This window comes from Citrobacter sp. RHB35-C17 (genome assembly GCF_013816795.1).
GTDB classification, from domain to species: Bacteria; Pseudomonadota; Gammaproteobacteria; order Enterobacterales; family Enterobacteriaceae; genus Citrobacter_A; species Citrobacter_A amalonaticus.
This window is the reverse complement of record NZ_CP057150.1, coordinates 3131743-3153955: the sequence shown is the minus strand read 5'-3', so window position 1 is coordinate 3153955 and position 22213 is coordinate 3131743. Positions and strand designations below refer to the sequence as shown.

The window sequence follows — 22213 nt, the reverse complement described above, 5'->3', positions numbered from 1 at the left end:
CATTCTGGAGTAACGCATGACAGCAGTAACCCATAAAGAAAAAACATCTGCAGCGAACACATCGCTTTTTCGTATCGCGTTTGCGGTCTTTTTGACCTACATGACGGTCGGCCTGCCGCTACCCGTCATTCCACTTTTTGTTCATCATGAACTGGGCTATGGCAATACGATGGTCGGTATCGCCGTGGGGATTCAGTTTCTCGCAACCGTCTTAACGCGCGGCTATGCCGGGCGACTTGCCGATCAGTACGGCGCTAAGCGTTCTGCGCTGCAGGGCATGTTTGCCTGCGCGCTGGCGGGCGGCGCGTGGCTACTGGCAGCACTCTTACCCGTTTCTGTACCGATCAAATTCGCGTTATTAATCGTCGGACGGCTGATCCTCGGCTTTGGGGAAAGCCAGTTACTGACCGGAACCCTGACCTGGGGACTGGGTCTGGTGGGGCCGGCACGTTCCGGTAAAGTGATGTCGTGGAACGGGATGGCAATTTACGGTGCGCTGGCGGCAGGGGCGCCGCTGGGTCTGCTGATCCACAGCCATTTTGGGTTTGCGGGTCTTGCGGGCACGACAATGGTGTTACCGCTGCTGGCATGGGCATTTAACGGAACGGTGCGTAAAGTACCGGCACATGCGGGTGAGCGTCCCTCACTGTGGAGCGTAGTAGGGCTTATCTGGAAACCGGGTCTGGGCCTCGCGCTGCAAGGCGTGGGATTTGCCGTGATTGGCACCTTTATCTCTCTCTATTTTCCAGCCACGGTTGGGCGATGGCGGGCTTTACGCTGACTGCGTTTGGCGGAGCCTTTGTGATCATGCGCGTGCTGTTTGGCTGGATGCCGGACCGCTTTGGCGGGGTCAGGGTGGCTATCGCTTCTCTGCTGATCGAGACCGTTGGGCTGGTCTTGCTCTGGCTGGCGCCGACGGCCTGGTTTGCGCTGCTCGGTGCGGCATTAACCGGAGCCGGCTGTTCGCTGATCTTCCCGGCGCTCGGCGTTGAAGTGGTGAAACGCGTACCGTCACAGGTCCGCGGGACCGCGCTGGGGGGGTATGCCGCATTTCAGGATATCTCTTACGCGGTCACTGGTCCGCTGGCGGGGTTGCTTGCCACGTCCTGTGGCTATCCATCCGTGTTTCTTGCCGGTGCGATTTCAGCGGTGCTGGGGATTGTGGTGACGCTACTGTCGTTTCGCCGGCGCTAGATGACCAGCCAGAAAATCAATAACGCGACCAGCAGGGCGATAAACAGCAGTCCTGGACGCGCGGTGAACGAGCGCAGCGTATCGATAACCGGTGTAAACGGACTATAAATCGGTTGAATGTGGCGGGGATCGTTTAATTCCCGATCGCGCTCGACGCGGCGCAGGAAGATCTGATTCAGGAGATCCTGCACTTGCGCGGTGGTCAGCACCGTCTGCGGTTGAATTTGCCAGGTCTGCTGGGCGTAATCTTTCAGGTTGAGCAGTTCATCGGCTTCCAGCGGTTGCTTGAGCGCCGCCTGTAGCGATTGCAGGGTAGGGGCGTGTTGCAGACTCAGGGTTTGACGCGCCTGCAGCCAGGTCGCCAGATGGGTGAACTGTTTTGCCGGGATCAGCTCACCGCTTTTCACGCCAGAAAGTTCCAGCATTGATTGCCAGATCAGCTTGCTGGATTCCCCCGTTGCGGCGGCCAGTTTGGTAACCAGTTGATTTAACGTATTGTGTTCGGCTGGCAGTAGCGGGCGATCGGTCGCCGGGCGCTGCTGCGGCTGCGGGATCGACAACTGTCCCTGCTGTAAAAGCGTTAGCACGTTCTTAAGCTGTTCCGGTTTGAGTTGGCTGAGCGCCGTTTGTCCGTACTGCTGACGAATAAAATCGCTGACCGCCTGGCGGTTATTTCCCTGAGTCAGTAATTCTGTCAACTGTGAAAGCACCTGGCGGTTGGCATGATTTTGTTGGGCCACACCGAGGCGCTGGTTGAGATTTTGTTCCGCCGCAGGGAAATGGCGCGACAGCAGTGGAGTATCGCTTTTTACGCCGAGATCGTGCTTCATACCTGCCCACACTTCCGCACTTTGCTGTTGCGTCAGTGAAATCAGGCGCGTTATCAGGCGTTCCAGTACGGTCCGCTGTTGCGTGGAGAGCGGTTGTTCGCCCGCCGTGGAAACCGCAGGTTGCCCTTCACCGGGAGGGCGTGCGGGAGTACCGGAAATGGGTTGCATCATCACTTATCCTTAAACCATCAATCTTAGCAAAGTATGCCTGGCGGCCAGATTATGGCACACTTGCCCGGTTAACTCTCGTTCTCAAACAGGTACGACAGACGTGAAAATTCTCGTTGATGAAAATATGCCTTATGCCCGCGAATTGTTTAGTCGTCTGGGTGAGGTCAAAGCGGTTCCCGGACGTCCCATCCCTGTCGCTGAGCTGGATGATGCCGATGCGTTAATGGTGCGTTCGGTCACCAAAGTGAACGCGTCGCTGCTGGAAGGGAAAGCCATCAAGTTTGTGGGTACCGCAACTGCGGGTACCGACCATGTGGATGAGGACTGGCTCAGGCTGGCGGGCATCGGATTTTCAGCGGCACCAGGCTGTAACGCCATTGCGGTGGTGGAATATGTGTTCTCCGCGCTACTGATGCTGGCAGAACGTGACGGATTCGCGCTGCGCGATCGTACAGTCGGGATTGTCGGTGTAGGTAACGTCGGTGGACGCCTGCAGGCGCGACTGGAAGCGCTGGGGATCCGCACGCTGTTATGCGATCCACCCCGTGCGGATCGCGGGGACGAGGGCGACTTTCGCTCGCTTGATGAACTGGTTCAGGAAGCGGATGTCCTGACATTCCACACGCCGCTGTTTAAAGAAGGGCCTTACAAAACGCTGCATCTGGCCGATGATGCGCTGATTTCTCGTCTGAAACCGGGCTCTATTCTGATTAATGCCTGTCGTGGCGCCGTGGTGGATAACGCCGCGTTGCTGGCGCGTCTTAACGCCGGACAGGATCTGAGTGTGGTTCTGGATGTCTGGGAAGGCGAGCCGGATCTGAATGTCGACCTGTTGAACACGATCGATATCGGCACCGCGCACATTGCGGGCTACACGCTGGAAGGCAAAGCGCGCGGCACCACGCAGGTCTTTGAAGCATATAGCGCATTTATCGGTCATGAGCAGCGTGTCGCGCTGGATACCTTGTTGCCGGCCCCGGAATTTGGCCGTATTACGCTGCATGGTCCGTTGGATCAGCCGACGCTGAAAAGACTGGTGCATTTGGTGTATGATGTGCGCCGCGACGATGCGCCGCTGCGCAACGTTGCCGGAATACCGGGTGAATTTGATAAACTGCGCAAAAATTACCTCGAGCGTCGTGAATGGTCCTCACTGTATGTGATGTGCGACGACGCAGATGCGGCGGCGTTACTGTGTAAACTGGGTTTTAACGCAGTTCATCACCCGACACGTTAATGTCTTCTTAATGCCCCCTGACGAATAATCGGCAGGGAGGCTTATGCTTTTCTGGAGTAAACCACCATGTCTGAAGGCTGGAATATTGCCGTCCTCGGCGCGACGGGCGCCGTTGGCGAAGCGTTGCTTGAAACCCTGGCTGAACGTCAGTTCCCGGTAGGGGAAATTTTTGCGCTGGCACGTAATGAAAGCGCAGGCGAACATCTGCGCTTTGGTGGTAAGTCAGTGATTGTGCAGGATGCGGCCGAATTTGACTGGACGCAGGCGCAACTGGCCTTTTTCGTTGCTGGCGTTGAGGCCACGGCGGCCTGGGTTGAAGAGGCGACAAACGCGGGCTGTCTGGTCATTGATTCCAGCGGTCTGTTCGCGCTTGAACCCGACGTTCCGCTGGTGGTGCCGGAAGTGAACCCGTTCGTGCTGGCGGACTATCGCAATCGCAATGTGATCGCCGTGCCGAACAGCCTGACCAGCCAACTGCTGGCCGCGCTGAAACCGCTTATCGATCAGGGTGGGCTTTCTCGCATCACCGTAACCAGTCTGCTTTCGGCATCTGCGCAGGGTAAAAAAGCGGTCGATGCGCTGGCCGGACAAAGCGCGAAACTGCTGAACGGGATCCCCATCGATGAAGATGATTTCTTTGGTCGCCAACTGGCGTTCAACATGTTGCCGTTGTTGCCGGATCGCGAAGGCAGCGTGCGTGAAGAGCGGCGGATCGTCGATGAAGTACGCAAAATCATGCAGGATGATGGGTTGTTGATCTCGGCAAACTGCGTACAGTCACCGGTGTTTTACGGTCACGCGCAGATGGTGGCATTTGAAGCGCTGCGTCCACTGGCTGCCGAAGAGGCTCGTGATGCCTTTTCCCGCGGCGAAGACATTGTACTGTCAGAAGAGAGTGAATTTCCGACCCAGGTGGGCGACGCTTCAGGCAGCGCGCATCTGTCTGTGGGCTGCGTGCGTAACGATTACGGCATGCCGGAACAGGTTCAGTTCTGGTCCGTGGCGGATAACGTCCGCTTTGGCGGCGCGCTGATGGCGGTGAAAATTGCGGAAAAACTGGTGCAGGAGTACCTGTACTGATGTCTGACCAGCTACAACCGCCGGTGTATAAAATTGCGCTGGGCATCGAGTATGACGGCAGCAAATATTATGGCTGGCAGCGTCAGAATGAAGTCCGCAGTGTGCAGGAAAAGCTGGAAAAGGCGCTTTCACTGGTCGCCAATGAGCCGATTAACGTCTTTTGCGCCGGGCGCACCGATGCCGGTGTGCACGGCACCGGACAGGTTGTGCATTTTGAAACCACCGCGCTGCGTAAAGATGCGGCCTGGACATTGGGTGTAAATGCGAATTTGCCTGGTGACATTGCGGTGCGATGGGTGAAAGCTGTACCGGAAGATTTTCACGCGCGATTCAGCGCCACGGCTCGCCGATATCGTTACATCATCTACAATCACCGGTTACGTCCGGCGGTGTTAGGCAAAGGGGTGACGCATTATTACGAGCCGCTGGACGCCGAACGCATGCATCGTGCGGCGCAGTGTCTGATTGGCGAAAATGACTTTACGTCGTTTCGCGCCGTCCAGTGCCAGTCGCGCACGCCGTGGCGCAACGTGATGCATATTAATGTGTCGCGCCATGGGGCGTATGTGGTGGTCGATATCAAAGCGAATGCTTTTGTACATCATATGGTCAGGAACATTGTTGGCAGCCTGATGGAAGTAGGCGCCCACAACCAGCCGGAGAGCTGGATAGCAGAGTTGTTAGCGGCAAAGGACAGAACGCTTGCAGCGGCAACGGCGAAGGCCGAAGGACTGTATCTGGTTGCGGTGGACTACCCTGACCGGTTTGATCTTCCTAAACCGCCCATGGGCCCGCTCTTTCTGGCGGACTAATTCGAGTCGTATAAAGGCACAACTATGGACCTGATTTACTTTCTCATCGATTTTATCCTGCATATTGATGTGCACCTGGCGGAACTGGTCGCAGAGTACGGCGTCTGGGTTTACGCAATTTTGTTCCTGATTTTGTTCTGTGAAACCGGACTGGTGGTCACGCCGTTCCTGCCGGGGGACTCCCTGCTGTTTGTGGCGGGGGCGCTGGCGTCGCTGGGCACCAACGATCTCAATGTGCACCTGATGGTGGTGTTGATGCTGATTGCCGCGATTGTCGGGGATGCGGTGAACTACACTATTGGTCGCCTGTTCGGCGAGAAGTTATTCAGTAACCCGGACTCGAAGATTTTCCGCCGTAGCTATCTGGACAAAACACACCAGTTTTACGAAAAACACGGTGGAAAAACCATCATTCTCGCCCGCTTTGTGCCGATTGTCAGAACATTTGCACCGTTTGTGGCGGGAATGGGACATATGTCGTATCGTCATTTTGCGGCGTATAACGTGATAGGGGCGCTGTTGTGGGTTCTGCTCTTTACCTATGCCGGTTACTTCTTCGGCACTATTCCGATGATTCAGAACAACCTTAAGTTGCTGATCGTCGGGATTATTGTGGTATCGATCCTGCCGGGCGTGGTGGAAATTGTTCGCCATAAACGCGCAGCGTCACGTGTAACAAAATAGAAACTAACTCAGCGGTTCGACCACTTTTTTGTCCAAAGTTTCGGGCTGTTATGTTTTAATGTGCAACATTCATGGTCTGTTGGGGGCAAAAATGGCATTATGCGCCCCCACGGCAAAACTGGAACACACCAGGTTCAGGCAGAAAGGTCATAAATGAGCTGGATTGAACGAATTAAAAGCAACATTACTCCCACCCGCAAGGCAAGCATTCCTGAAGGGGTGTGGACTAAGTGTGATAGCTGCGGTCAGGTTTTATACCGTGCTGAGCTGGAACGTAATCTTGAGGTCTGTCCGAAGTGTGACCATCACATGCGTATGTCGGCGCGTAACCGCCTGCATAGCCTGTTAGATGAAGGAACGCTGGTGGAGCTGGGTAGCGAACTCGAGCCGAAAGACGTGCTGAAGTTCCGTGACTCCAAGAAATACAAAGACCGTCTGGCGTCCGCGCAAAAGGAAACCGGCGAGAAAGATGCGCTGGTCGTGATGAAGGGTACGCTTCACGGCATGCCGGTTGTGGCAGCGGCATTTGAGTTTGCTTTCATGGGCGGCTCGATGGGTTCTGTGGTCGGCGCACGTTTTGTCCGTGCCGTTGAACAGGCGCTGGAAGATAACTGCCCGCTGGTATGCTTCTCCGCCTCCGGCGGTGCGCGTATGCAGGAAGCGCTGATGTCGCTGATGCAGATGGCGAAAACCTCTGCGGCGCTGGCAAAAATGCAGGAGCGCGGTCTGCCGTACATCTCCGTGCTGACTGACCCAACAATGGGCGGCGTCTCTGCAAGCTTCGCGATGCTCGGCGATCTCAACATTGCTGAACCGAAAGCGCTGATCGGCTTCGCGGGTCCGCGCGTTATCGAGCAAACCGTACGTGAGAAACTGCCGCCGGGATTCCAGCGCAGTGAGTTTCTGATCGAAAAAGGCGCTATCGATATGATCATCCGCCGTCCGGAGATGCGCCTGAAACTGGCGAGCATTCTGGCGAAGCTGATGAATCTGCCGGCGCCAAATCCGGATACCCCGCGTGAAGGTGTGGTGGTGCCGCCGGTGCCGGATCAGGAACCCGAGGCCTGATAACTGAAAAGGGCAGGGCCACAGGCGCTGCCCTTTTGCTTTTCTCAACGTAACGATTTCACGGGCATCATGAATAACAAACGTATTCCTAAAGCCACGTCGCCCCTGGCCTCGTGGCTTTCTTATCTGGAAAACCTCCACGCGAAAACGATCGATCTGGGCCTTGAGCGCGTAAGCCAGGTGGCTGCGCGACTGGGCGTACTGAAGCCTGCGCCGTTTGTCTTCACCGTGGCTGGCACTAATGGCAAAGGCACGACCTGCCGGACGCTGGAGTCGGTATTGACGGCGGCGGGATATAACGTCGGGGTATACAGTTCGCCGCATCTGGTGCGTTATACCGAACGTGTGCGTGTACGTGGCAATGAACTGCCCGAATCGGCTCACACCGAATCCTTTGCCGAGATCGAAGCGGCGCGTGGGGACATCTCGCTGACCTATTTCGAATACGGCACTTTGTCTGCATTGTGGCTGTTTAAGCAGGCACAACTGGATGTGGTGATCCTGGAAGTTGGGCTGGGTGGACGACTCGACGCGACAAATATCGTCGATGCCGATGTTGGCGTAGTCACCAGCATCGCGCTGGATCATACCGACTGGCTGGGGCCGGATCGTGAAAGCATTGGCCGTGAAAAGGCCGGTATTTTCCGTGCGGGAAAACCGGCGATTGTCGGCGAACCCGAAATGCCTTATACCATCGCCGATGTCGCACTGGAGAAAGGCGCGCGGTTACAGCGTCGTGGCGAGGACTGGCAGTTTACGGTAACGGAGACGGGCTGGTCCTTTAGCGATCGCCACGGTAGCCTGGTGAATTTACCGCTGCCACAGGTGCCTCAACCTAATGCGGCGACTGCGCTGGCGGCACTGCGCGCCAGCGGCCTGAACGTCAGTGAGCAGGCGATTCGCGACGGGATTGCCCGGGCGATTCTACCAGGACGTTTCCAGATTGTGAGCGAGTCGCCGCGCGTCATTCTTGATGTCGCGCATAATCCTCATGCGGCGGAATATCTCACCGGACGGCTGAAAATGTTGCCGAAAAAGGGGCGCGTTCTTGCCGTTATCGGTATGCTACAGGATAAGGATATTGCGGGAACGTTGGCCTGGTTGAAAAGCGTGGTCGACGACTGGTATTGTGCTCCGCTGGAAGGCCCCCGGGGCGCAACGGCAGAACAACTGCAGGAACATCTCGGTAAAGGCAGTGTCTATGACAGTGTCGCGCTGGCATGGCATGCGGCGCTGGCAGACGCGAGACCAGAAGATACCGTACTGGTGTGCGGTTCATTTCACACGGTTGCACATGTCATGGAAGTGATGGACGCGGGGAGAATCGGTGGCGAGTAAGTTTCAGAATCGTTTAGTCGGCACGATCGTGCTGGTCGCGCTGGGCGTCATTGTGTTGCCCGGGCTGCTCGACGGGCAGAAAAAACATTATCAGGATGAATTCGCGGCGATCCCGCTGGTCCCGAAACCGGGAGATCGCGATGAGCCGGATATGATGCCAGCGGCAACGCAGGCATTGCCGACTCAGCCGCCAGAAGGGGCGGCGGAAGAGGTACGGGCAGGCGATGCGGCGGCACCGTCGTTGGATCCGTCACGCTATGCATCAGCGAATAATCCTGAGCTTGATTCGACGCCAGCGCCGGTAGAGCAGCCCAAACCAAAACCGGTTGAAAAGCCGAAGCCGCAACCGAAGCCGCCTGTAGAGGCAACGCCTGCTCCGGTTCCCGCTCCTGCGCCAAAACCGGCGACAGAAGAGAAATCGGCGCCAACGGGTAAAGCCTACGTTGTGCAGTTAGGGGCGCTGAAAAATGCCGATAAGGTCAATGAGATCGTGGGTAAACTTCGTGCCGCAGGTTTCCGGGTATATACTTCTCCGTCAACGCCAGTACAGGGTAAAATAACCCGTATTCTCGTGGGGCCGGATGCATCACGCGACAAGCTGAAAGGCTCGCTCGGTGAACTACAGCAAATCTCCGGATTAAGCGGAGTGGTGATGGGGTACAGCCCGAACTAAGTGAGGGTTGCCTGATGACAGCGCTCGGCGTCTTATCAGGCTTCCCTCCTTGTTGTATGTCGGCCGGATAAGGCGTTTACACCGCCATCCGGCAGTGCCCGAAGAGGCATAAAACGGTATGGCGTTGAAGTTTTTTTCAGCGCCATTTTTATTTACGCGCGGGAAGGAAATCCCTACGCAAACGTTTTCTTTTTCTGTTAGAATGCGCCCCGAACAGGACGACAGGGCGTAAAATCGTGGGACACATATGGTCTGGATTGATTACGCCATTATCGCGGTGATTGGTTTTTCCTGTCTGGTTAGCCTGATCCGTGGCTTTGTTCGTGAAGCGTTATCGTTGGTGACATGGGGTTGTGCTTTCTTTGTCGCCAGCCATTACTACACTTACCTGTCTGTCTGGTTTTCGGGCTTTGAAGACGAACTGGTTCGAAACGGGATTGCCATCGCGGTGCTGTTTATCGCGACGCTGATCGTCGGCGCCATTGTGAACTACGTGGTAGGGCAACTGGTTGAGAAAACCGGTCTGTCAGGTACCGACCGGGTTCTGGGGGTCTGTTTCGGGGCTCTGCGCGGCGTGTTGATTGTGGCTGCTATTCTGTTCTTTCTCGACACCTTTACCGGCCTGTCGAAAGGTGAGGACTGGAGTAAGTCACAGCTGATCCCGGAGTTCAGTTTCATCATCAGATGGTTCTTTGACTATCTGCAAAGCTCGTCAAGTTTCTTGCCCAGAGCATAAGCGTTGGGTTGTAGCTTAACGAGGAAAAAGACGTATGTGCGGTATTGTCGGTATCGCCGGTGTTATGCCGGTTAACCAGTCGATTTATGACGCCTTAACAGTGCTTCAGCATCGTGGTCAGGATGCCGCTGGCATTATCACCATCGATGCAAATAACTGCTTCCGTTTGCGTAAGGCAAACGGTCTGGTGAGTGATGTTTTTGAAGCTCGCCACATGCAGCGTATGCAGGGCAACATGGGCATCGGTCATGTGCGTTATCCAACGGCTGGCAGCTCCAGCGCCTCTGAAGCTCAACCTTTCTACGTCAACTCCCCGTATGGCATCACGCTTGCCCACAATGGCAACCTGACCAATGCCCACGAACTGCGTAAAAAGCTGTTTGAGGAGAAGCGCCGTCACATCAATACCACCTCAGATTCTGAGATCCTGCTCAATATCTTCGCCAGTGAACTGGATAACTTCCGTCACTACCCGCTGGAAGCAGACAACATTTTTGCCGCGATTGCCGCGACCAACCGCCAGATCCGCGGCGCGTATGCCTGTGTGGCGATGATTATTGGTCACGGTATGGTTGCCTTCCGTGACCCGAACGGTATCCGTCCGCTGGTGTTGGGTAAACGTGATGTCGGCGACGGTCGCACCGAATATATGGTGGCGTCTGAAAGCGTCGCGCTGGATACCCTGGGCTTTGAATTCCTGCGTGACGTTGCGTCGGGCGAAGCGGTTTATATCACGGAGAAAGGGCAGCTATTCACCCGTCAGTGTGCCGAAAACCCGGTCAGCAATCCGTGCCTGTTCGAGTATGTTTACTTCGCGCGTCCGGATTCCTTCATCGACAAGATTTCCGTTTACAGCGCCCGTGTGAACATGGGTACCAAGCTTGGCGAAAAAATTGCTCGTGAGTGGGAGGATCTGGATATCGACGTGGTCATCCCGATTCCAGAAACCTCCTGCGATATCGCGCTGGAAATTGCGCGTATTCTCGGCAAGCCGTACCGTCAGGGGTTTGTGAAAAACCGCTACGTTGGTCGTACCTTTATCATGCCGGGACAGCAGCTGCGCCGTAAGTCCGTACGCCGCAAACTGAACGCCAACCGCGCGGAGTTCCGCGATAAAAATGTTCTGCTGGTGGATGACTCCATTGTGCGCGGCACCACCTCAGAGCAGATTATTGAGATGGCACGTGAAGCCGGGGCGAAAAAGGTCTATCTGGCCTCTGCGGCACCAGAGATTCGCTTCCCGAACGTGTACGGCATCGATATGCCTACTGCAAACGAACTTATTGCGCATGGTCGTGAAGTGGATGAGATTCGCCAGATCATCGGCGCAGACGGTCTTATCTTCCAGGACCTGGACGATCTGATCGACGCGGTCCGTACCGAGAACCCGGATATCCAGCAGTTTGAATGTTCCGTGTTTAACGGCGTATACGTTACGAAGGATGTGGATCAGCAGTATCTCGATTTTCTCGATTCCCTGCGTAATGACGATGCCAAAGCAGTTCAGTTGCAGAACGAAGTTGAAAACCTCGAGATGCACAACGAAGGGTAATCCCTGACCTGCCAGGGGGCGAATCCCGCCCCCTGACTTGCAACTCCCCATAAAATCCTGCAAAGTCAGCCCAGAAGTCAGACAGGGCGATAAATCATGAAGCGACTCATTATTGGTATTTCGGGTGCCAGTGGCGCCATTTACGGCGTGCGGCTGCTCCAGGTGTTGCGCGATGTACCGGATGTTGAAACGCATCTGATCATGAGCCAGGCCGCCCGCCAGACGCTTTCTCTCGAGACTGACTTATCGCTGCGTGATGTTCAGGCGCTCGCGAGCGTGACGCACGATGCGCGCGATATTGCCGCCAGCATCTCCTCCGGCTCTTTTCAGACCGCCGGAATGGTTATTCTGCCGTGCTCAATTAAAACGCTTTCTGGTATTGTCCATAGCTATACCGATGGCCTGTTGACCCGCGCGGCAGACGTGGTGTTAAAAGAGCGCCGCCCACTGGTGCTGTGCGTTCGGGAAACGCCGCTCCATCTGGGGCATTTGCGCTTAATGACCCAGGCGGCGGAAATTGGTGCGGTCATTATGCCACCGGTTCCGGCGTTTTATCATCGTCCACAGACGCTGGATGATGTGATAAATCAGACAGTTAATCGCGTCCTCGATCAGTTTGATATCGCCCTTCCGCAGGACCTTTTTACCCGTTGGCAGGGTGCATAATATTGCCCCGTCGGCGGGCCTTTTTGTATCAATTGCCCTGAAACAGGGCAATTTTGTAACCGCGATCATATCCTCAACATTTAATTCGCTAAATCCATCTGAAACGCTGCGGTTCATCCGTCAGACCTGCTATCTTCAACATCAGGACAATATTGCAACGTTTTATTAACATATTTAACGTCGAATATCCCGAGCGGCGCGAAAATGGCATAAGACCTGCATGAAAAAGCCTGCAAACGCACAACACAACGTAAAACATAATAAAGTCATTCCACTTGAGGGTTATGTATGAAGAAGTCAATTCTCGCTCTGTCATTGCTGATTGGTCTATCTGCTACTGCATCCAGCTATGCAGCGCTGCCGCAAACGGTGCGCATTGGCACGGATACCACCTACGCTCCGTTCTCTTCAAAAGATGCCAAAGGCGACTTCATCGGCTTTGATATCGATTTGGGCAATGAGATGTGTAAGCGTATGCAGGTCAAATGTACCTGGGTCGCCAGTGATTTCGATGCACTGATCCCGTCGCTCAAAGCGAAGAAAATTGATGCCATTATCTCTTCGCTCTCCATAACCGATAAGCGCCAGCAGGAAATTGCCTTCTCCGACAAACTGTACGCGGCGGATTCGCGTCTGATCGCGGCGAAAGGCTCCCCGATTCAGCCAACGCTTGACGCGCTTAAAGGTAAGCACGTTGGCGTGTTACAAGGCTCCACTCAGGAAGCCTATGCCAATGACACCTGGCGTAGCAAAGGCGTGGATGTGGTGGCCTACGCAAACCAGGATTTGATTTACTCTGACCTGACGGCGGGCCGTCTTGATGCGGCATTGCAGGACGAAGTTGCCGCCAGTGAAGGTTTCCTCAAACAGCCTGCGGGCAAAGACTTTGCTTTTGCCGGCCCTTCCGTGAAGGATAAAAAGTACTTCGGCGACGGTACAGGCGTCGGTTTACGTAAAGACGATACGGAACTGAAAGCTGCCTTTGATAAGGCGCTGGCCGATCTGCGTCAGGATGGCACTTACGACAAGATGGCGAAAAAGTATTTTGACTTTAACGTCTACGGCGACTGATACCTGAATACGGGGACCTGACTGCACCGTTTGGGTTAGCCATAGCGGTGCGTGACGGGTTGAATGCACCATTATGGTGCAATTATGGCGGGTGAACAGAGCGGAAGTGCATATTTAAGCGCTTTTCATGCAAAATAAACCGGAGGCAGGGCAGAATGTTTTGCCTTGTCGACCCGATTAATGGCACGATAACTGCACCTGGTCCTGTAAACATCCCCTATAAAAGACAGTCTGTTGAGGATAGTTATGAAAAAACTGGTGTTATCTCTTTCTCTGGTCCTGGCTTTCTCCAGTGCTACCGCAGCCTTTGCCGCCATTCCGCAAAAAGTTCGTATTGGTACCGATCCAACCTACGCCCCGTTTGAGTCGAAGAATGCGCAGGGTGAATTGGTGGGTTTTGATATCGATCTGGCGAAAGAGCTGTGCAAACGTATTAATACGCAATGTACCTTCGTTGAGAACCCGCTGGATGCGCTGATCCCGTCGTTAAAAGCGAAGAAAATCGACGCTATCATGTCCTCGCTTTCGATTACTGAAAAGCGTCAGCAGGAAATCGCCTTCACTGACAAACTTTATGCAGCTGACTCGCGTCTGGTCGTGGCCAAGTCATCAGACATTCAGCCGACCGTTGAGTCGCTGAAAGGCAAACGCGTCGGTGTGCTGCAGGGCACCACTCAGGAGACGTTTGGTAACGAACACTGGGCGCCAAAAGGCATTGAGATTGTGTCGTATCAGGGGCAGGACAATATTTACTCTGACCTGACTGCGGGGCGTATTGATGCTGCATTCCAGGACGAAGTTGCCGCAAGCGAAGGCTTCCTGAAACAACCCGTTGGCAAAGATTACAAATTCGGCGGCCCGTCTGTGAAAGACGAGAAACTGTTTGGTGTAGGGACCGGCATGGGTCTGCGCAAAGAGGATAACGAACTGCGTGAAGCCCTGAACAAAGCGTTTGCAGAAATGCGCGCTGACGGAACTTACGAGAAGCTGGCGAAGAAATACTTTGATTTTGATGTTTATGGCGGTTAATCCCCGCAGGTGCAGATAAAGCCCAGGACGTGATGATGAACCGGTTTTATGCCTGATGGCACTGCGCTTATCCGGCCTACAGGTGATTGCTGTAAGCCGGATAAGGCTACGCCGCCATTCGGCATAACAGGTAGCACCATCACGTCAAAAGAGGCTTCTAACTCGCCACTCACGACAGGACAGGCAGCATGTTGTACGGGTTTTCAGGTGTTATTTTACAGGGCGCAATTGTCACGCTGGAACTGGCTCTCAGTTCCGTGGTGCTGGCCGTTCTGATCGGCCTCGTCGGTGCGGGGGCTAAACTCTCGCAAAACCGGGTGACGGGGCTTATTTTCGAAGCTTATACCACCCTCATTCGCGGGGTGCCGGATCTGGTGCTGATGCTGCTGATTTTTTATGGCCTGCAGATAGCACTCAACACATTAACCGATGCGATAGGCATCAGTCAGATTGATATCGACCCGATGGTCGCTGGTATTATTACGCTCGGTTTTATCTATGGCGCGTATTTTACAGAAACCTTTCGTGGCGCTTTTATGGCGGTACCAATAGGTCATATTGAAGCTGCTACCGCTTTCGGTTTTACCTCTTCACAAATTTTCCGCCGTATTATGTTTCCGGCAATGATGCGCTACGCGCTGCCGGGGATTGGGAATAACTGGCAGGTGATCCTCAAAGCGACGGCGCTGGTCTCGCTGCTCGGTCTGGAAGATGTGGTCAAAGCCACGCAACTGGCCGGAAAGAGCACCTGGGAGCCATTCTATTTCGCCATCGTCTGCGGGCTTATCTATCTGGTATTTACTACGGTTTCCAATGGTGTGCTGCTGTTCCTTGAGCGCCGTTACTCCGTCGGTGTGAAGAGGGCTGACCTGTGATTGAGATAATTCAGGAGTACTGGAAATCCCTGTTGTGGACGGATGGCTACCGGTTTACGGGGGTGGCGATTACGCTGTGGCTGCTGATTTCCTCCGTGGTGATGGGCGGCATTCTGGCCGTTTTTCTGGCCATTGGTCGTGTTTCCAGCAACAAATTCATCCAGTTTCCCATCTGGCTGTTTACCTATATTTTTCGCGGGACGCCATTGTACGTTCAGCTACTGGTGTTCTATTCAGGGATGTACACGCTGGAGATAGTCAAAGGCACCGATTTTCTGAACGCCTTCTTCCGCAGCGGTCTGAACTGTACCGTTCTGGCGCTGACGCTGAACACGTGCGCCTATACCACAGAGATTTTCGCCGGGGCCATTCGCTCGGTTCCGCACGGTGAAATTGAAGCCGCGCGCGCGTATGGCTTCTCCTCATTCAAAATGTATCGTTGCATTATTCTGCCTTCGGCGTTGCGTATCGCGTTACCCGCGTACAGCAACGAGGTTATTTTAATGCTGCACTCCACGGCGCTGGCGTTCACGGCAACGGTTCCGGATCTGCTGAAAATCGCCCGTGATATTAACTCGGCGACCTACCAGCCCTTTACCGCTTTCGGTATTGCCGCCGTGCTGTACTTAATCATATCGTATGTCCTGATAAGCCTGTTCCGCTGTGCGGAAAGGCGCTGGTTGCAGCATGTTTCCTCTAAATAATTCGGGTAACACGATGTCTGAGAATAAATTAAACGTTATCGATTTGCACAAACGCTACGGCGAACACGAAGTGCTGAAAGGGGTTTCACTGCAGGCCAACGCCGGAGATGTGATCAGTATTATTGGCTCATCCGGCTCCGGGAAAAGTACATTTTTGCGCTGCATAAACTTCCTCGAAAAACCGAGCGAAGGGTCGATTGTGGTCAACGGCCAGAACATCAACCTGGTGCGTGACAAAGACGGTCAACTGAAGGTGGCGGATAAAAATCAGCTTCGTTTACTGCGTACCCGCCTGACGATGGTGTTTCAGCACTTTAACCTGTGGAGCCACATGACGGTGCTGGAAAACGTCATGGAAGCGCCAATTCAGGTGTTGGGTCTGAGCAAACAGGAAGCCCGTGAACGGGCGACCAAATACCTGGCGAAAGTCGGCATTGATGAGCGTGCACAGGGGAAATACCCGGTGCATCTTTCCGGTGGTCAGCAGCAGCGAGTGTCGATTGCACGCGCCCTGGCGATGGAGCCGGAAGTGTTGCTCTTTGATGAACCAACCTCGGCGCTGGATCCTGAACTGGTCGGCGAGGTGCTGCGTATCATGCAGCAACTGGCCGAAGAGGGGAAAACGATGGTGGTGGTGACGCACGAAATGGGCTTTGCCCGCCATGTCTCCAGCCACGTGATTTTCTTGCATCAGGGGAAAATCGAAGAAGAGGGCAATCCAGAGCAACTCTTCGGTAACCCCCAAAGTCCACGCCTGCAACAGTTCCTGAAAGGATCGCTGAAGTAACGGGTTCAGGCGTATCGTTAAGGTAAGCCGGGAAAGGCAACAGCCTCCCGGCTTTTTTTGCGAGTGACTTTCCGTAAGCCCTGAAAATATTGCAGACCAGCACATTTACCCTGGATTCATCACCGCAAAGCGCAACGTCTGTTGGTGTCGCAGACGATTAATGCGCGTAACGTCATGTCATCGACTCACAGGGATGATGGTATGGCCATGACAACAGCTAAGGTTACAGCGCATGATGCGGTGTTTAAAACGTTCATGTGCCACCCGGACACTGCCAGAGATTTCCTGGAATTCCATCTGCCTGCTTCATTGCGGCAACTTTGCGATCTGGACTCGCTGAAACTCGAGTCAGGTAGCTTTATTGAAGAGAATCTCCGTGCGTATTATTCCGATGTTCTTTGGTCGTTAAAGACGGCGGAAGGAGAGGGCTTTATCTATGTGGTGATTGAACATCAAAGTTCACCCGATGCTCATATGGCATTCCGACTGATGCGCTATGCCATGGGGGCAATGCAACGTCATCTCGATGCCGGACATAAAAAACTGCCATTGGTGATCCCGATGTTATTTTATCACGGCGCGGTGACGCCCTATCCCTTTTCCTTGTGTTGGCTGGATGAATTTGCCGATCCCTCTACGGCAAGACAACTCTATACCGCCGCCTTTCCTCTGGTTGATATTACGGTTGTGGCGGATGATGACATTATGCAGCATCGACGGATAGCGCTCCTGGAGTTAATGCAAAAGCATATCCGCAAGCGTGATTTAATGGGCTTGATGGAGCAATTAGTTGCCCTGTTGATTAAGGGTTACGCTAATGACAGCCAGTTGAAAACGCTGTTTAATTATATGATGCAAACCGGTGACGCCGCGCATTTTAGTGAGTTTCTTGCCGAGGTTGCCCAGCGTTCACCCCACCACAAGGAGAGACTAATGACTATCGCCGACAGATTGCGTCAGCAGGGGTTAGATCAGGGGATTCAACAGGGCAAACGCGATGAAGCCCAGCGGATTGCACGTATGATGCTGGCAGATGGGATTGATGCCCACACCGTCGCCAGGATAACCGGTCTTCCCGTTGACGAGCTTACCGCTACGCGCGCCTGAGACTTTCTTGCGTCGATGAACGGTTAACCTCACGCCATCTCCAGACGGTATCCCCAGTCGTCATAGTGGATACCGTTGATCTCAAACGCTTTCTCCAGCACCTGCGTACGCACAAATCCCAGTTTTTCCAGCAGGCGGACTGAACCCCGGTTCTCGGCAAGCACCCAGGCGTTGATGGCTTTCACGCCAGCTTCGCGGAAGGCATAGTCGCAGACGGCACGAACGGCCTCACTGGCGATACCGCGTCCCTGGACGGCGGGAATAACGCAATAACCGATGTCAGCTTCCTGCGGAAAATGATGACTGATTTGTAAGCCAATGTCGCCCAGCGGTGTGGCATCGTGATGCTGGCGGATCACGAAGGTGTGTTTTGAGGTAAGACGACGTGCAAACAGCAAACGCGTTTCGCGTTCCGGGCAGAGGTTGCCCATAAAACGCATGATGTCCGGATTTTCACGAAGCGCGAGGAAAAAGGGCCAGTCTGTGGGTTGAAACGGGGAAAGCGTCAGTCGTTCGGTTGTGAGTCGTGCCATAAAATCGCCATTCCGGGAGCCAGTGAGACTACCTTACCACCGGAACGGCGAGAGTGAACAGGGAAGACGTTAGCGAACGACATCCGCCAGCGCTTCTTCAAGGTCATACCAACGGAAGGGAAATCCGGCGGCTTCCAGTCGTTTGGGCAGGGCGCGTTGCCCACCCAGCACCAGTACCGATGATTCGCCCATCAGCAGGCGCATCACGGTGGCTGGTACGCGAAGAATGGCTGGCCGTTGCAGGGCATGTCCCAGCGCATGAGCAAACTGCTCATTGCGTACCGGATAGGGCGAGACCATGTTGAACGGCCCACGCAGGTCGTTATCCAGCAGCCAGAGAATCGCATTGACCATATCATCAATGTGGATCCAGGCCAGATACTGGCGACCGTTGCCAATGGGGCCACCGAGACCCAGACGAAACGGTGGAACCATTTTGCCTAGGATCCCGCCCTTTGGTGCCAGCACCACGCCGGTACGCAGCAGGCAAACACGCGTTTTGTCGCTTTGCGCTTCGCAGGCAATTTGCTCCCAGCGTGCGCAAAGTTTATGGGTGAATTCGTTATGCGGCGGTTCTTCCTCAGTGACGACCACTTCGCCCAGATCGCCATAATAACCTGTGGCAGAACCTGAAATCAGGACTGACGGCGGGGTTTCACTGGCATTAATGAGGTCCGCCAGTTTCTGGGTGATGCGCCAGCGGCTCTGACACAAGCGATCTTTTTGCTCCGTCGTCCAGCGCTTGTCAGCAATGGGCTCACCGGCCAGGTTAATCACCGCGTCAAAACCGTCGAGATTTTGCTTATCTCCCAGCGTGTCCCACAGTGTCACCCGGTCATTGAGCTTTTCCCGGGCAGTATCGCGGTGGCGGGTCAGTACGGTCACCTGATGACCCAGTTCCTGCAGGCGCGGGACCAGGTGTCCTCCAATAAGGCCAGTCCCTCCAGTTACCAGTATCTTCATGCAGCCTCCCGTGATGTCGGTTAGCGCTGCCAGCTCAACGTCATGGAGACGGAATCGGCATAACGCAACGCGTGTAGTTTGTCGACTTCCACTTCAGCATAAGTGACCCAGTGGTGTTCGCGTGCGATATCGAGCACATCCTGGGTTAATTTTTCTAACAATGAGAAGCGATTGTTCTCAACGTGCAGGATGATATTTTTGGTGATCGTGCGGTAATTCAACGCATCATTGATATCTTCGCTGACGCGAGCCTTGTCCGCCGGATAGTGAATCGCAACGTTGATGACAATATCCTGTCGGTTATTGATCTCTTCCTCTTTGATGCCAATGAAAGTGCGTAAGCGAAGGTTTTTTATACGAATTATAGCGTCATGATGTGACATTGCAGGTCTCCTCCATGTATGAACTCTCGCATGATACACGAGAACCCGGTCGCGTTATCCTCTTGCTCACGCAGGATCCTGATACGCCAGCATCATTGCGCGTTCTGTGGCGGGCCGACTGCGAATGCGCTCAAACCAATTCTTCACGGCGGGAAACATGTCCAGGTCGACGCGCTGACGCTGCCAGGCGTTCACCCACGGCCAGCAGGCGATATCGGCAATGCTGTAATGCTCGCCGCCCAGCCACGGCGACATCTCCAGCCGTTTATTGAGAACGTTATACAGCCGTTGTGTTTCAACCTGATAGCGCTCAATAGCGTAGGGGATGGACTGTGGAGCAAAATGGTTGAAATGGTGGTTTTGACCAAGCATTGGGCCCAGCCCGCCCACCTGCCAGAACAGCCATTGCAGCGTGCTATGGCGCTCGCGTAATTCACCGCTAAGCAACAGGCCGCTCTTTTCCGCCAGATAGAGCAAAATGGCACCGGACTCAAACAGGCTCAGCGATGTGCCGCCATCGAGCGGGTTATGATCGACGATCGCGGGAATTTTATTGTTGGGTGAAATGGCGAGGAAATCGGGGCGAAACTGATTACCCTTACTGATATCCACTTTAATTAATCGGTAGTCCAGCGCGGCTTCCTCAAGGAAGAGGGTAATCTTGTGCCCATTGGGTGTCGGGGCGTAATAGAGGTCGATCATTTCTGCTCCACAACGTGTTTATCGGATAAGCCAACCACAAGTATAGAAAGCCTGTCGTGCTGTGTGAGTTTTCATCAGGTGACAGCGAGCGAAAGACCCTCTATGTTGGGAGAAAAGCCTAATAAAGACGAGGATGCCATGAGTAAACCCACTATCACGCTGTGGTCCGATGCAAACTATTTCTCCCCCTATGTGCTCTCCGTGTATGTCGCTTTGCAGGAAAAGGGACTGCCGTTTAGTCTGAAAACCGTCGATCTTAACAACGGTGAGCATCTACAACCGGGCTGGCAGGGGTATGCACTGACGCGTCGGGTACCGTTGCTGAACATCGATGGTTTTGAGTTGAGCGAGTCCTCCGCGATTGCTGAATACCTGGAAGACCGCTTTTCGCCACCCACCTGGGAGCGAATCTATCCTCACGACCTGCAAAAACGCGCGCGTGCGCGGCAGATACAGGCATGGTTGCGCAGTGATTTACTGCCCATTCGAGAAGAACGTCCGACGGATGTCGTTTTCGGTGGGGTAAAAAAAAGACCGCTGAGCGAGGCGGGGAAAATCAGCGCAGACAAACTGTTCTCCATAGCGGGGAATCTGCTGGCACATGACATGCCAAATCTTTTCGGTGAATGGTGTCTGGCCGATACTGATTTAGCCCTGATGCTCAACCGTCTGGTTCTCAACGGCGACGACGTCCCGGAGCGACTGGCGGAATATGCAGCATTTCAGTGGCAACGCGCCTCTGTCCAGCGTTATATTGCGCTTTCCGCGAAGCGTTCAGGCTGATAAAACGTTTGTAATCCAGTATCATAATGCGGTTTTTGATGACACGGAGCATGTGATGAAACTGATGTTTGCATCCGACATTCATGGGTCCCTGCCCGCTACAGAACGCGTGCTGACCCTGTTTTCACAGAGCGGCGCGCAGTGGCTGGTGATACTGGGCGATGTCCTCAACCACGGACCGCGAAATGCGTTACCCGAAGGCTACGCGCCCGCTCAGGTCGCTGAGCGGCTCAATGAACAGGCGTCGCAGATTGTCGCGGTGCGGGGAAATTGTGATAGTGAAGTGGATCAAATGCTGCTGCAGTTTCCAATAACCGCGCCCTGGCAGCAGGTGCTACTGGAAAATCAGCGACTGTTTCTGACTCACGGTCATCTCTTTGGGCCGGATAACCTGCCGGCACTGCGGGCCGGTGATGTCCTGGTATACGGGCATACGCATCTGCCGGTGGCAGAAAAAAGAGGCGATATTTATCACTTCAACCCGGGTTCAGTAAGCATTCCGAAAGGTGGCTACCAGGCAAGTTATGGCCTGCTGGACGATAATGTTTTGAGCGTTATCGCACTCAATGATCAAAGTATCATTGCGCAGGTGGCGATTAATTCGTAATTTACCCCCACATATGTAAATGCGCCGTAAGAGCGCCAGAAAAAGAAGGTTTCCTGATGGTGGAACAGCGTCGTTTGGCAAGTACGGAATGGGTGGATATTGTGAATGAAGACAACGAAGTCATTGCACAATCCAGCCGGGAACAGATGCGAGCGCAGGGCCTGCGTCATCGTGCGACCTATATTGTTGTACACGACGGAATGGGCAAAATACTGGTGCAACGTCGTACCGAGACAAAAGACTTTTTACCCGGAATGTTAGATGCCACTGCCGGTGGCGTTGTGCAGGCTGACGAACAGTTGCTGGATTCTGCCCGCCGTGAAGCGGAAGAAGAGTTAGGCATCGCCGGTGTGCCATTCGCCGAACATGGTCAGTTCTACTTTGAAGATAAGAACTGTCGCGTCTGGGGTGCGCTGTTCAGCTGTGTGTCGCACGGCCCGTTCGCCTTGCAGGAAGAAGAGGTCAGCGAAGTTTGCTGGTTGACGCCGGAAGAAATTACCGCCCGTTGTGATGAATTCACGCCCGACTCGCTGAAAGCGCTGGCGCTGTGGATGACCCGTAACGCTAAAAATGAAGCGGCAAGGTCAGAGTCGCAACAGGAGAAGCAGGAAGAGGCGGAGTAGCGTCC

The 22213-nt window shown here is 54.3% G+C and carries 24 protein-coding genes and 1 pseudogene; 20 read left to right on the top strand and 5 right to left on the bottom strand.

Going from position 1 to position 22213, the window contains the following annotated elements; all coding sequences use genetic code 11:
• Positions 1-16: 16 nt before the first annotated feature.
• Positions 17-1194: pseudogene (locus HVZ37_RS14990) on the top strand (MFS transporter).
• Here HVZ37_RS14990 and flk read toward each other — a convergent pair.
• A complete protein-coding gene (gene flk / locus HVZ37_RS14985; protein ID WP_043001872.1) occupies positions 1191-2192 on the bottom strand; it encodes a flagella biosynthesis regulator Flk in 1002 nt (333 codons plus the stop codon). The pseudogene HVZ37_RS14990 and the gene flk overlap by 4 nt on opposite strands.
• 103 nt (positions 2193-2295) lie before the next feature.
• Between flk and pdxB the strand changes: the two genes are divergently transcribed.
• From pdxB to HVZ37_RS14905, 16 genes are all read left to right on the top strand, one after another.
• A complete protein-coding gene (gene pdxB, locus HVZ37_RS14980; protein ID WP_044258488.1) occupies positions 2296-3432 on the top strand; it encodes a 4-phosphoerythronate dehydrogenase PdxB in 1137 nt (378 codons plus the stop codon).
• A 66-nt stretch (positions 3433-3498) separates the two neighbouring features.
• On the top strand, positions 3499-4512 hold the full coding sequence (locus tag HVZ37_RS14975) for an aspartate-semialdehyde dehydrogenase (protein WP_042999992.1): 1014 nt from the start codon (positions 3499-3501) through the stop codon (positions 4510-4512).
• Positions 4512-5324, top strand: coding sequence for a tRNA pseudouridine(38-40) synthase TruA (gene truA / locus HVZ37_RS14970; RefSeq protein ID WP_042999993.1), 813 nt, complete (start codon positions 4512-4514; stop codon positions 5322-5324). The genes HVZ37_RS14975 and truA overlap by 1 nt, the downstream gene beginning before the upstream one ends.
• A 24-nt stretch (positions 5325-5348) precedes the next feature.
• Positions 5349-6008, top strand: a complete 660-nt coding sequence (locus tag HVZ37_RS14965; protein WP_042999994.1) for a DedA family protein — start codon at positions 5349-5351, stop codon at positions 6006-6008.
• A gap of 153 nt (positions 6009-6161) precedes the next feature.
• The gene (gene accD / locus HVZ37_RS14960) at positions 6162-7076 is read left to right on the top strand and encodes an acetyl-CoA carboxylase, carboxyltransferase subunit beta (protein ID WP_042999995.1); all 915 of its coding nucleotides are present in this window, start codon (positions 6162-6164) and stop codon (positions 7074-7076) included.
• 69 nt (positions 7077-7145) lie between these two features.
• Complete coding sequence (gene folC / locus HVZ37_RS14955; protein ID WP_181627655.1) at positions 7146-8414, top strand: bifunctional tetrahydrofolate synthase/dihydrofolate synthase; 1269 nt, start codon at positions 7146-7148, stop codon at positions 8412-8414.
• Entirely contained in the window at positions 8404-9087 is a 684-nt protein-coding gene (gene dedD, locus HVZ37_RS14950) for a cell division protein DedD (protein WP_090049625.1), read from the top strand. The genes folC and dedD overlap by 11 nt, the downstream gene beginning before the upstream one ends.
• A 247-nt stretch (positions 9088-9334) precedes the next feature.
• Positions 9335-9823: a colicin V production protein gene (cvpA, locus tag HVZ37_RS14945; protein ID WP_046483084.1), complete on the top strand. Its 489-nt coding sequence runs from the start codon at positions 9335-9337 to the stop codon at positions 9821-9823.
• A gap of 34 nt (positions 9824-9857) precedes the next feature.
• Complete coding sequence (purF, locus tag HVZ37_RS14940) at positions 9858-11375, top strand: amidophosphoribosyltransferase (RefSeq protein WP_042999999.1); 1518 nt, start codon at positions 9858-9860, stop codon at positions 11373-11375.
• Positions 11376-11471: 96 nt separating this feature from the next.
• Positions 11472-12041 carry a UbiX family flavin prenyltransferase gene (locus HVZ37_RS14935; RefSeq protein ID WP_044258495.1) on the top strand — a complete coding sequence of 190 codons (570 nt, stop codon included), beginning with the start codon at positions 11472-11474 and terminating at the stop codon, positions 12039-12041.
• A 288-nt stretch (positions 12042-12329) separates the two neighbouring features.
• On the top strand, positions 12330-13112 hold the full coding sequence (gene argT / locus HVZ37_RS14930; protein ID WP_043000001.1) for a lysine/arginine/ornithine ABC transporter substrate-binding protein ArgT: 783 nt from the start codon (positions 12330-12332) through the stop codon (positions 13110-13112).
• Positions 13113-13358: 246 nt separating this feature from the next.
• Entirely contained in the window at positions 13359-14141 is a 783-nt protein-coding gene (hisJ, locus tag HVZ37_RS14925) for a histidine ABC transporter substrate-binding protein HisJ (RefSeq protein ID WP_044258497.1), read from the top strand.
• A gap of 188 nt (positions 14142-14329) precedes the next feature.
• Complete coding sequence (locus HVZ37_RS14920; protein WP_043000003.1) at positions 14330-15016, top strand: histidine ABC transporter permease HisQ; 687 nt, start codon at positions 14330-14332, stop codon at positions 15014-15016.
• Positions 15013-15720 carry a histidine ABC transporter permease HisM gene (hisM, locus tag HVZ37_RS14915; RefSeq protein WP_181627654.1) on the top strand — a complete coding sequence of 236 codons (708 nt, stop codon included), beginning with the start codon at positions 15013-15015 and terminating at the stop codon, positions 15718-15720. The genes HVZ37_RS14920 and hisM overlap by 4 nt, the downstream gene beginning before the upstream one ends.
• Positions 15721-15733: 13 nt before the next feature.
• Positions 15734-16507, top strand: a complete 774-nt coding sequence (gene hisP / locus HVZ37_RS14910) for a histidine ABC transporter ATP-binding protein HisP (protein ID WP_043001873.1) — start codon at positions 15734-15736, stop codon at positions 16505-16507.
• 201 nt (positions 16508-16708) lie between these two features.
• Positions 16709-17614, top strand: a complete 906-nt coding sequence (locus HVZ37_RS14905; protein ID WP_054175962.1) for an Rpn family recombination-promoting nuclease/putative transposase — start codon at positions 16709-16711, stop codon at positions 17612-17614.
• 29 nt (positions 17615-17643) lie between these two features.
• On the opposite strand, the gene HVZ37_RS14900 is transcribed toward HVZ37_RS14905, so the two are convergent.
• The 4 genes from HVZ37_RS14900 to yfcG form a co-directional block, all read right to left on the bottom strand.
• Positions 17644-18147, bottom strand: coding sequence for a GNAT family N-acetyltransferase (locus HVZ37_RS14900; protein WP_043000005.1), 504 nt, complete (start codon positions 18145-18147; stop codon positions 17644-17646).
• Between the two features lie 69 nt (positions 18148-18216).
• A complete protein-coding gene (locus HVZ37_RS14895) occupies positions 18217-19110 on the bottom strand; it encodes a TIGR01777 family oxidoreductase (RefSeq protein WP_181627653.1) in 894 nt (297 codons plus the stop codon).
• Positions 19111-19130: 20 nt separating this feature from the next.
• Positions 19131-19493, bottom strand: coding sequence for a dihydroneopterin triphosphate 2'-epimerase (gene folX, locus HVZ37_RS14890; RefSeq protein ID WP_043000007.1), 363 nt, complete (start codon positions 19491-19493; stop codon positions 19131-19133).
• 66 nt (positions 19494-19559) lie between these two features.
• Positions 19560-20195 (bottom strand): GSH-dependent disulfide bond oxidoreductase, encoded by a 636-nt coding sequence (gene yfcG, locus HVZ37_RS14885; RefSeq protein ID WP_061069830.1) that lies wholly within the window; start codon positions 20193-20195, stop codon positions 19560-19562.
• 138 nt (positions 20196-20333) lie between these two features.
• On the opposite strand from yfcG, the gene yfcF reads away from it, so the two are divergent.
• From yfcF to yfcD, 3 genes are read left to right on the top strand one after another with little or no spacing between them, the layout of a single operon-like run.
• Complete coding sequence (gene yfcF / locus HVZ37_RS14880; protein WP_181627652.1) at positions 20334-20978, top strand: glutathione transferase; 645 nt, start codon at positions 20334-20336, stop codon at positions 20976-20978.
• Between the two features lie 55 nt (positions 20979-21033).
• A complete protein-coding gene (gene yfcE, locus HVZ37_RS14875; RefSeq protein WP_054175965.1) occupies positions 21034-21585 on the top strand; it encodes a phosphodiesterase in 552 nt (183 codons plus the stop codon).
• Positions 21586-21641: 56 nt separating this feature from the next.
• Positions 21642-22208: an NUDIX hydrolase YfcD gene (yfcD, locus tag HVZ37_RS14870; protein ID WP_042317782.1), complete on the top strand. Its 567-nt coding sequence runs from the start codon at positions 21642-21644 to the stop codon at positions 22206-22208.
• Positions 22209-22213 lie beyond the last annotated feature (5 nt).

What these genes read in the sequence shown, in the direction of transcription:
- flk (WP_043001872.1), bottom strand. Translation starts at nt 2,192, where the DNA reads ATGCAACCCATTTCCGGTACTCCCGCACGCCCTCCCGGTGAAGGGCAA.
- HVZ37_RS14975 (WP_042999992.1), top strand. Translation starts at nt 3,499, where the DNA reads ATGTCTGAAGGCTGGAATATTGCCGTCCTCGGCGCGACGGGCGCCGTT.
- truA (WP_042999993.1), top strand. Translation starts at nt 4,512, where the DNA reads ATGTCTGACCAGCTACAACCGCCGGTGTATAAAATTGCGCTGGGCATC.
- HVZ37_RS14965 (WP_042999994.1), top strand. Translation starts at nt 5,349, where the DNA reads ATGGACCTGATTTACTTTCTCATCGATTTTATCCTGCATATTGATGTG.
- accD (WP_042999995.1), top strand. Translation starts at nt 6,162, where the DNA reads ATGAGCTGGATTGAACGAATTAAAAGCAACATTACTCCCACCCGCAAG.
- folC (WP_181627655.1), top strand. Translation starts at nt 7,146, where the DNA reads ATGAATAACAAACGTATTCCTAAAGCCACGTCGCCCCTGGCCTCGTGG.
- cvpA (WP_046483084.1), top strand. Translation starts at nt 9,335, where the DNA reads ATGGTCTGGATTGATTACGCCATTATCGCGGTGATTGGTTTTTCCTGT.
- purF (WP_042999999.1), top strand. Translation starts at nt 9,858, where the DNA reads ATGTGCGGTATTGTCGGTATCGCCGGTGTTATGCCGGTTAACCAGTCG.
- HVZ37_RS14935 (WP_044258495.1), top strand. Translation starts at nt 11,472, where the DNA reads ATGAAGCGACTCATTATTGGTATTTCGGGTGCCAGTGGCGCCATTTAC.
- argT (WP_043000001.1), top strand. Translation starts at nt 12,330, where the DNA reads ATGAAGAAGTCAATTCTCGCTCTGTCATTGCTGATTGGTCTATCTGCT.
- hisJ (WP_044258497.1), top strand. Translation starts at nt 13,359, where the DNA reads ATGAAAAAACTGGTGTTATCTCTTTCTCTGGTCCTGGCTTTCTCCAGT.
- HVZ37_RS14920 (WP_043000003.1), top strand. Translation starts at nt 14,330, where the DNA reads ATGTTGTACGGGTTTTCAGGTGTTATTTTACAGGGCGCAATTGTCACG.
- hisP (WP_043001873.1), top strand. Translation starts at nt 15,734, where the DNA reads ATGTCTGAGAATAAATTAAACGTTATCGATTTGCACAAACGCTACGGC.
- HVZ37_RS14905 (WP_054175962.1), top strand. Translation starts at nt 16,709, where the DNA reads ATGGCCATGACAACAGCTAAGGTTACAGCGCATGATGCGGTGTTTAAA.
- HVZ37_RS14900 (WP_043000005.1), bottom strand. Translation starts at nt 18,147, where the DNA reads ATGGCACGACTCACAACCGAACGACTGACGCTTTCCCCGTTTCAACCC.
- HVZ37_RS14895 (WP_181627653.1), bottom strand. Translation starts at nt 19,110, where the DNA reads ATGAAGATACTGGTAACTGGAGGGACTGGCCTTATTGGAGGACACCTG.
- folX (WP_043000007.1), bottom strand. Translation starts at nt 19,493, where the DNA reads ATGTCACATCATGACGCTATAATTCGTATAAAAAACCTTCGCTTACGC.
- yfcG (WP_061069830.1), bottom strand. Translation starts at nt 20,195, where the DNA reads ATGATCGACCTCTATTACGCCCCGACACCCAATGGGCACAAGATTACC.
- yfcF (WP_181627652.1), top strand. Translation starts at nt 20,334, where the DNA reads ATGAGTAAACCCACTATCACGCTGTGGTCCGATGCAAACTATTTCTCC.
- yfcE (WP_054175965.1), top strand. Translation starts at nt 21,034, where the DNA reads ATGAAACTGATGTTTGCATCCGACATTCATGGGTCCCTGCCCGCTACA.
- yfcD (WP_042317782.1), top strand. Translation starts at nt 21,642, where the DNA reads ATGGTGGAACAGCGTCGTTTGGCAAGTACGGAATGGGTGGATATTGTG.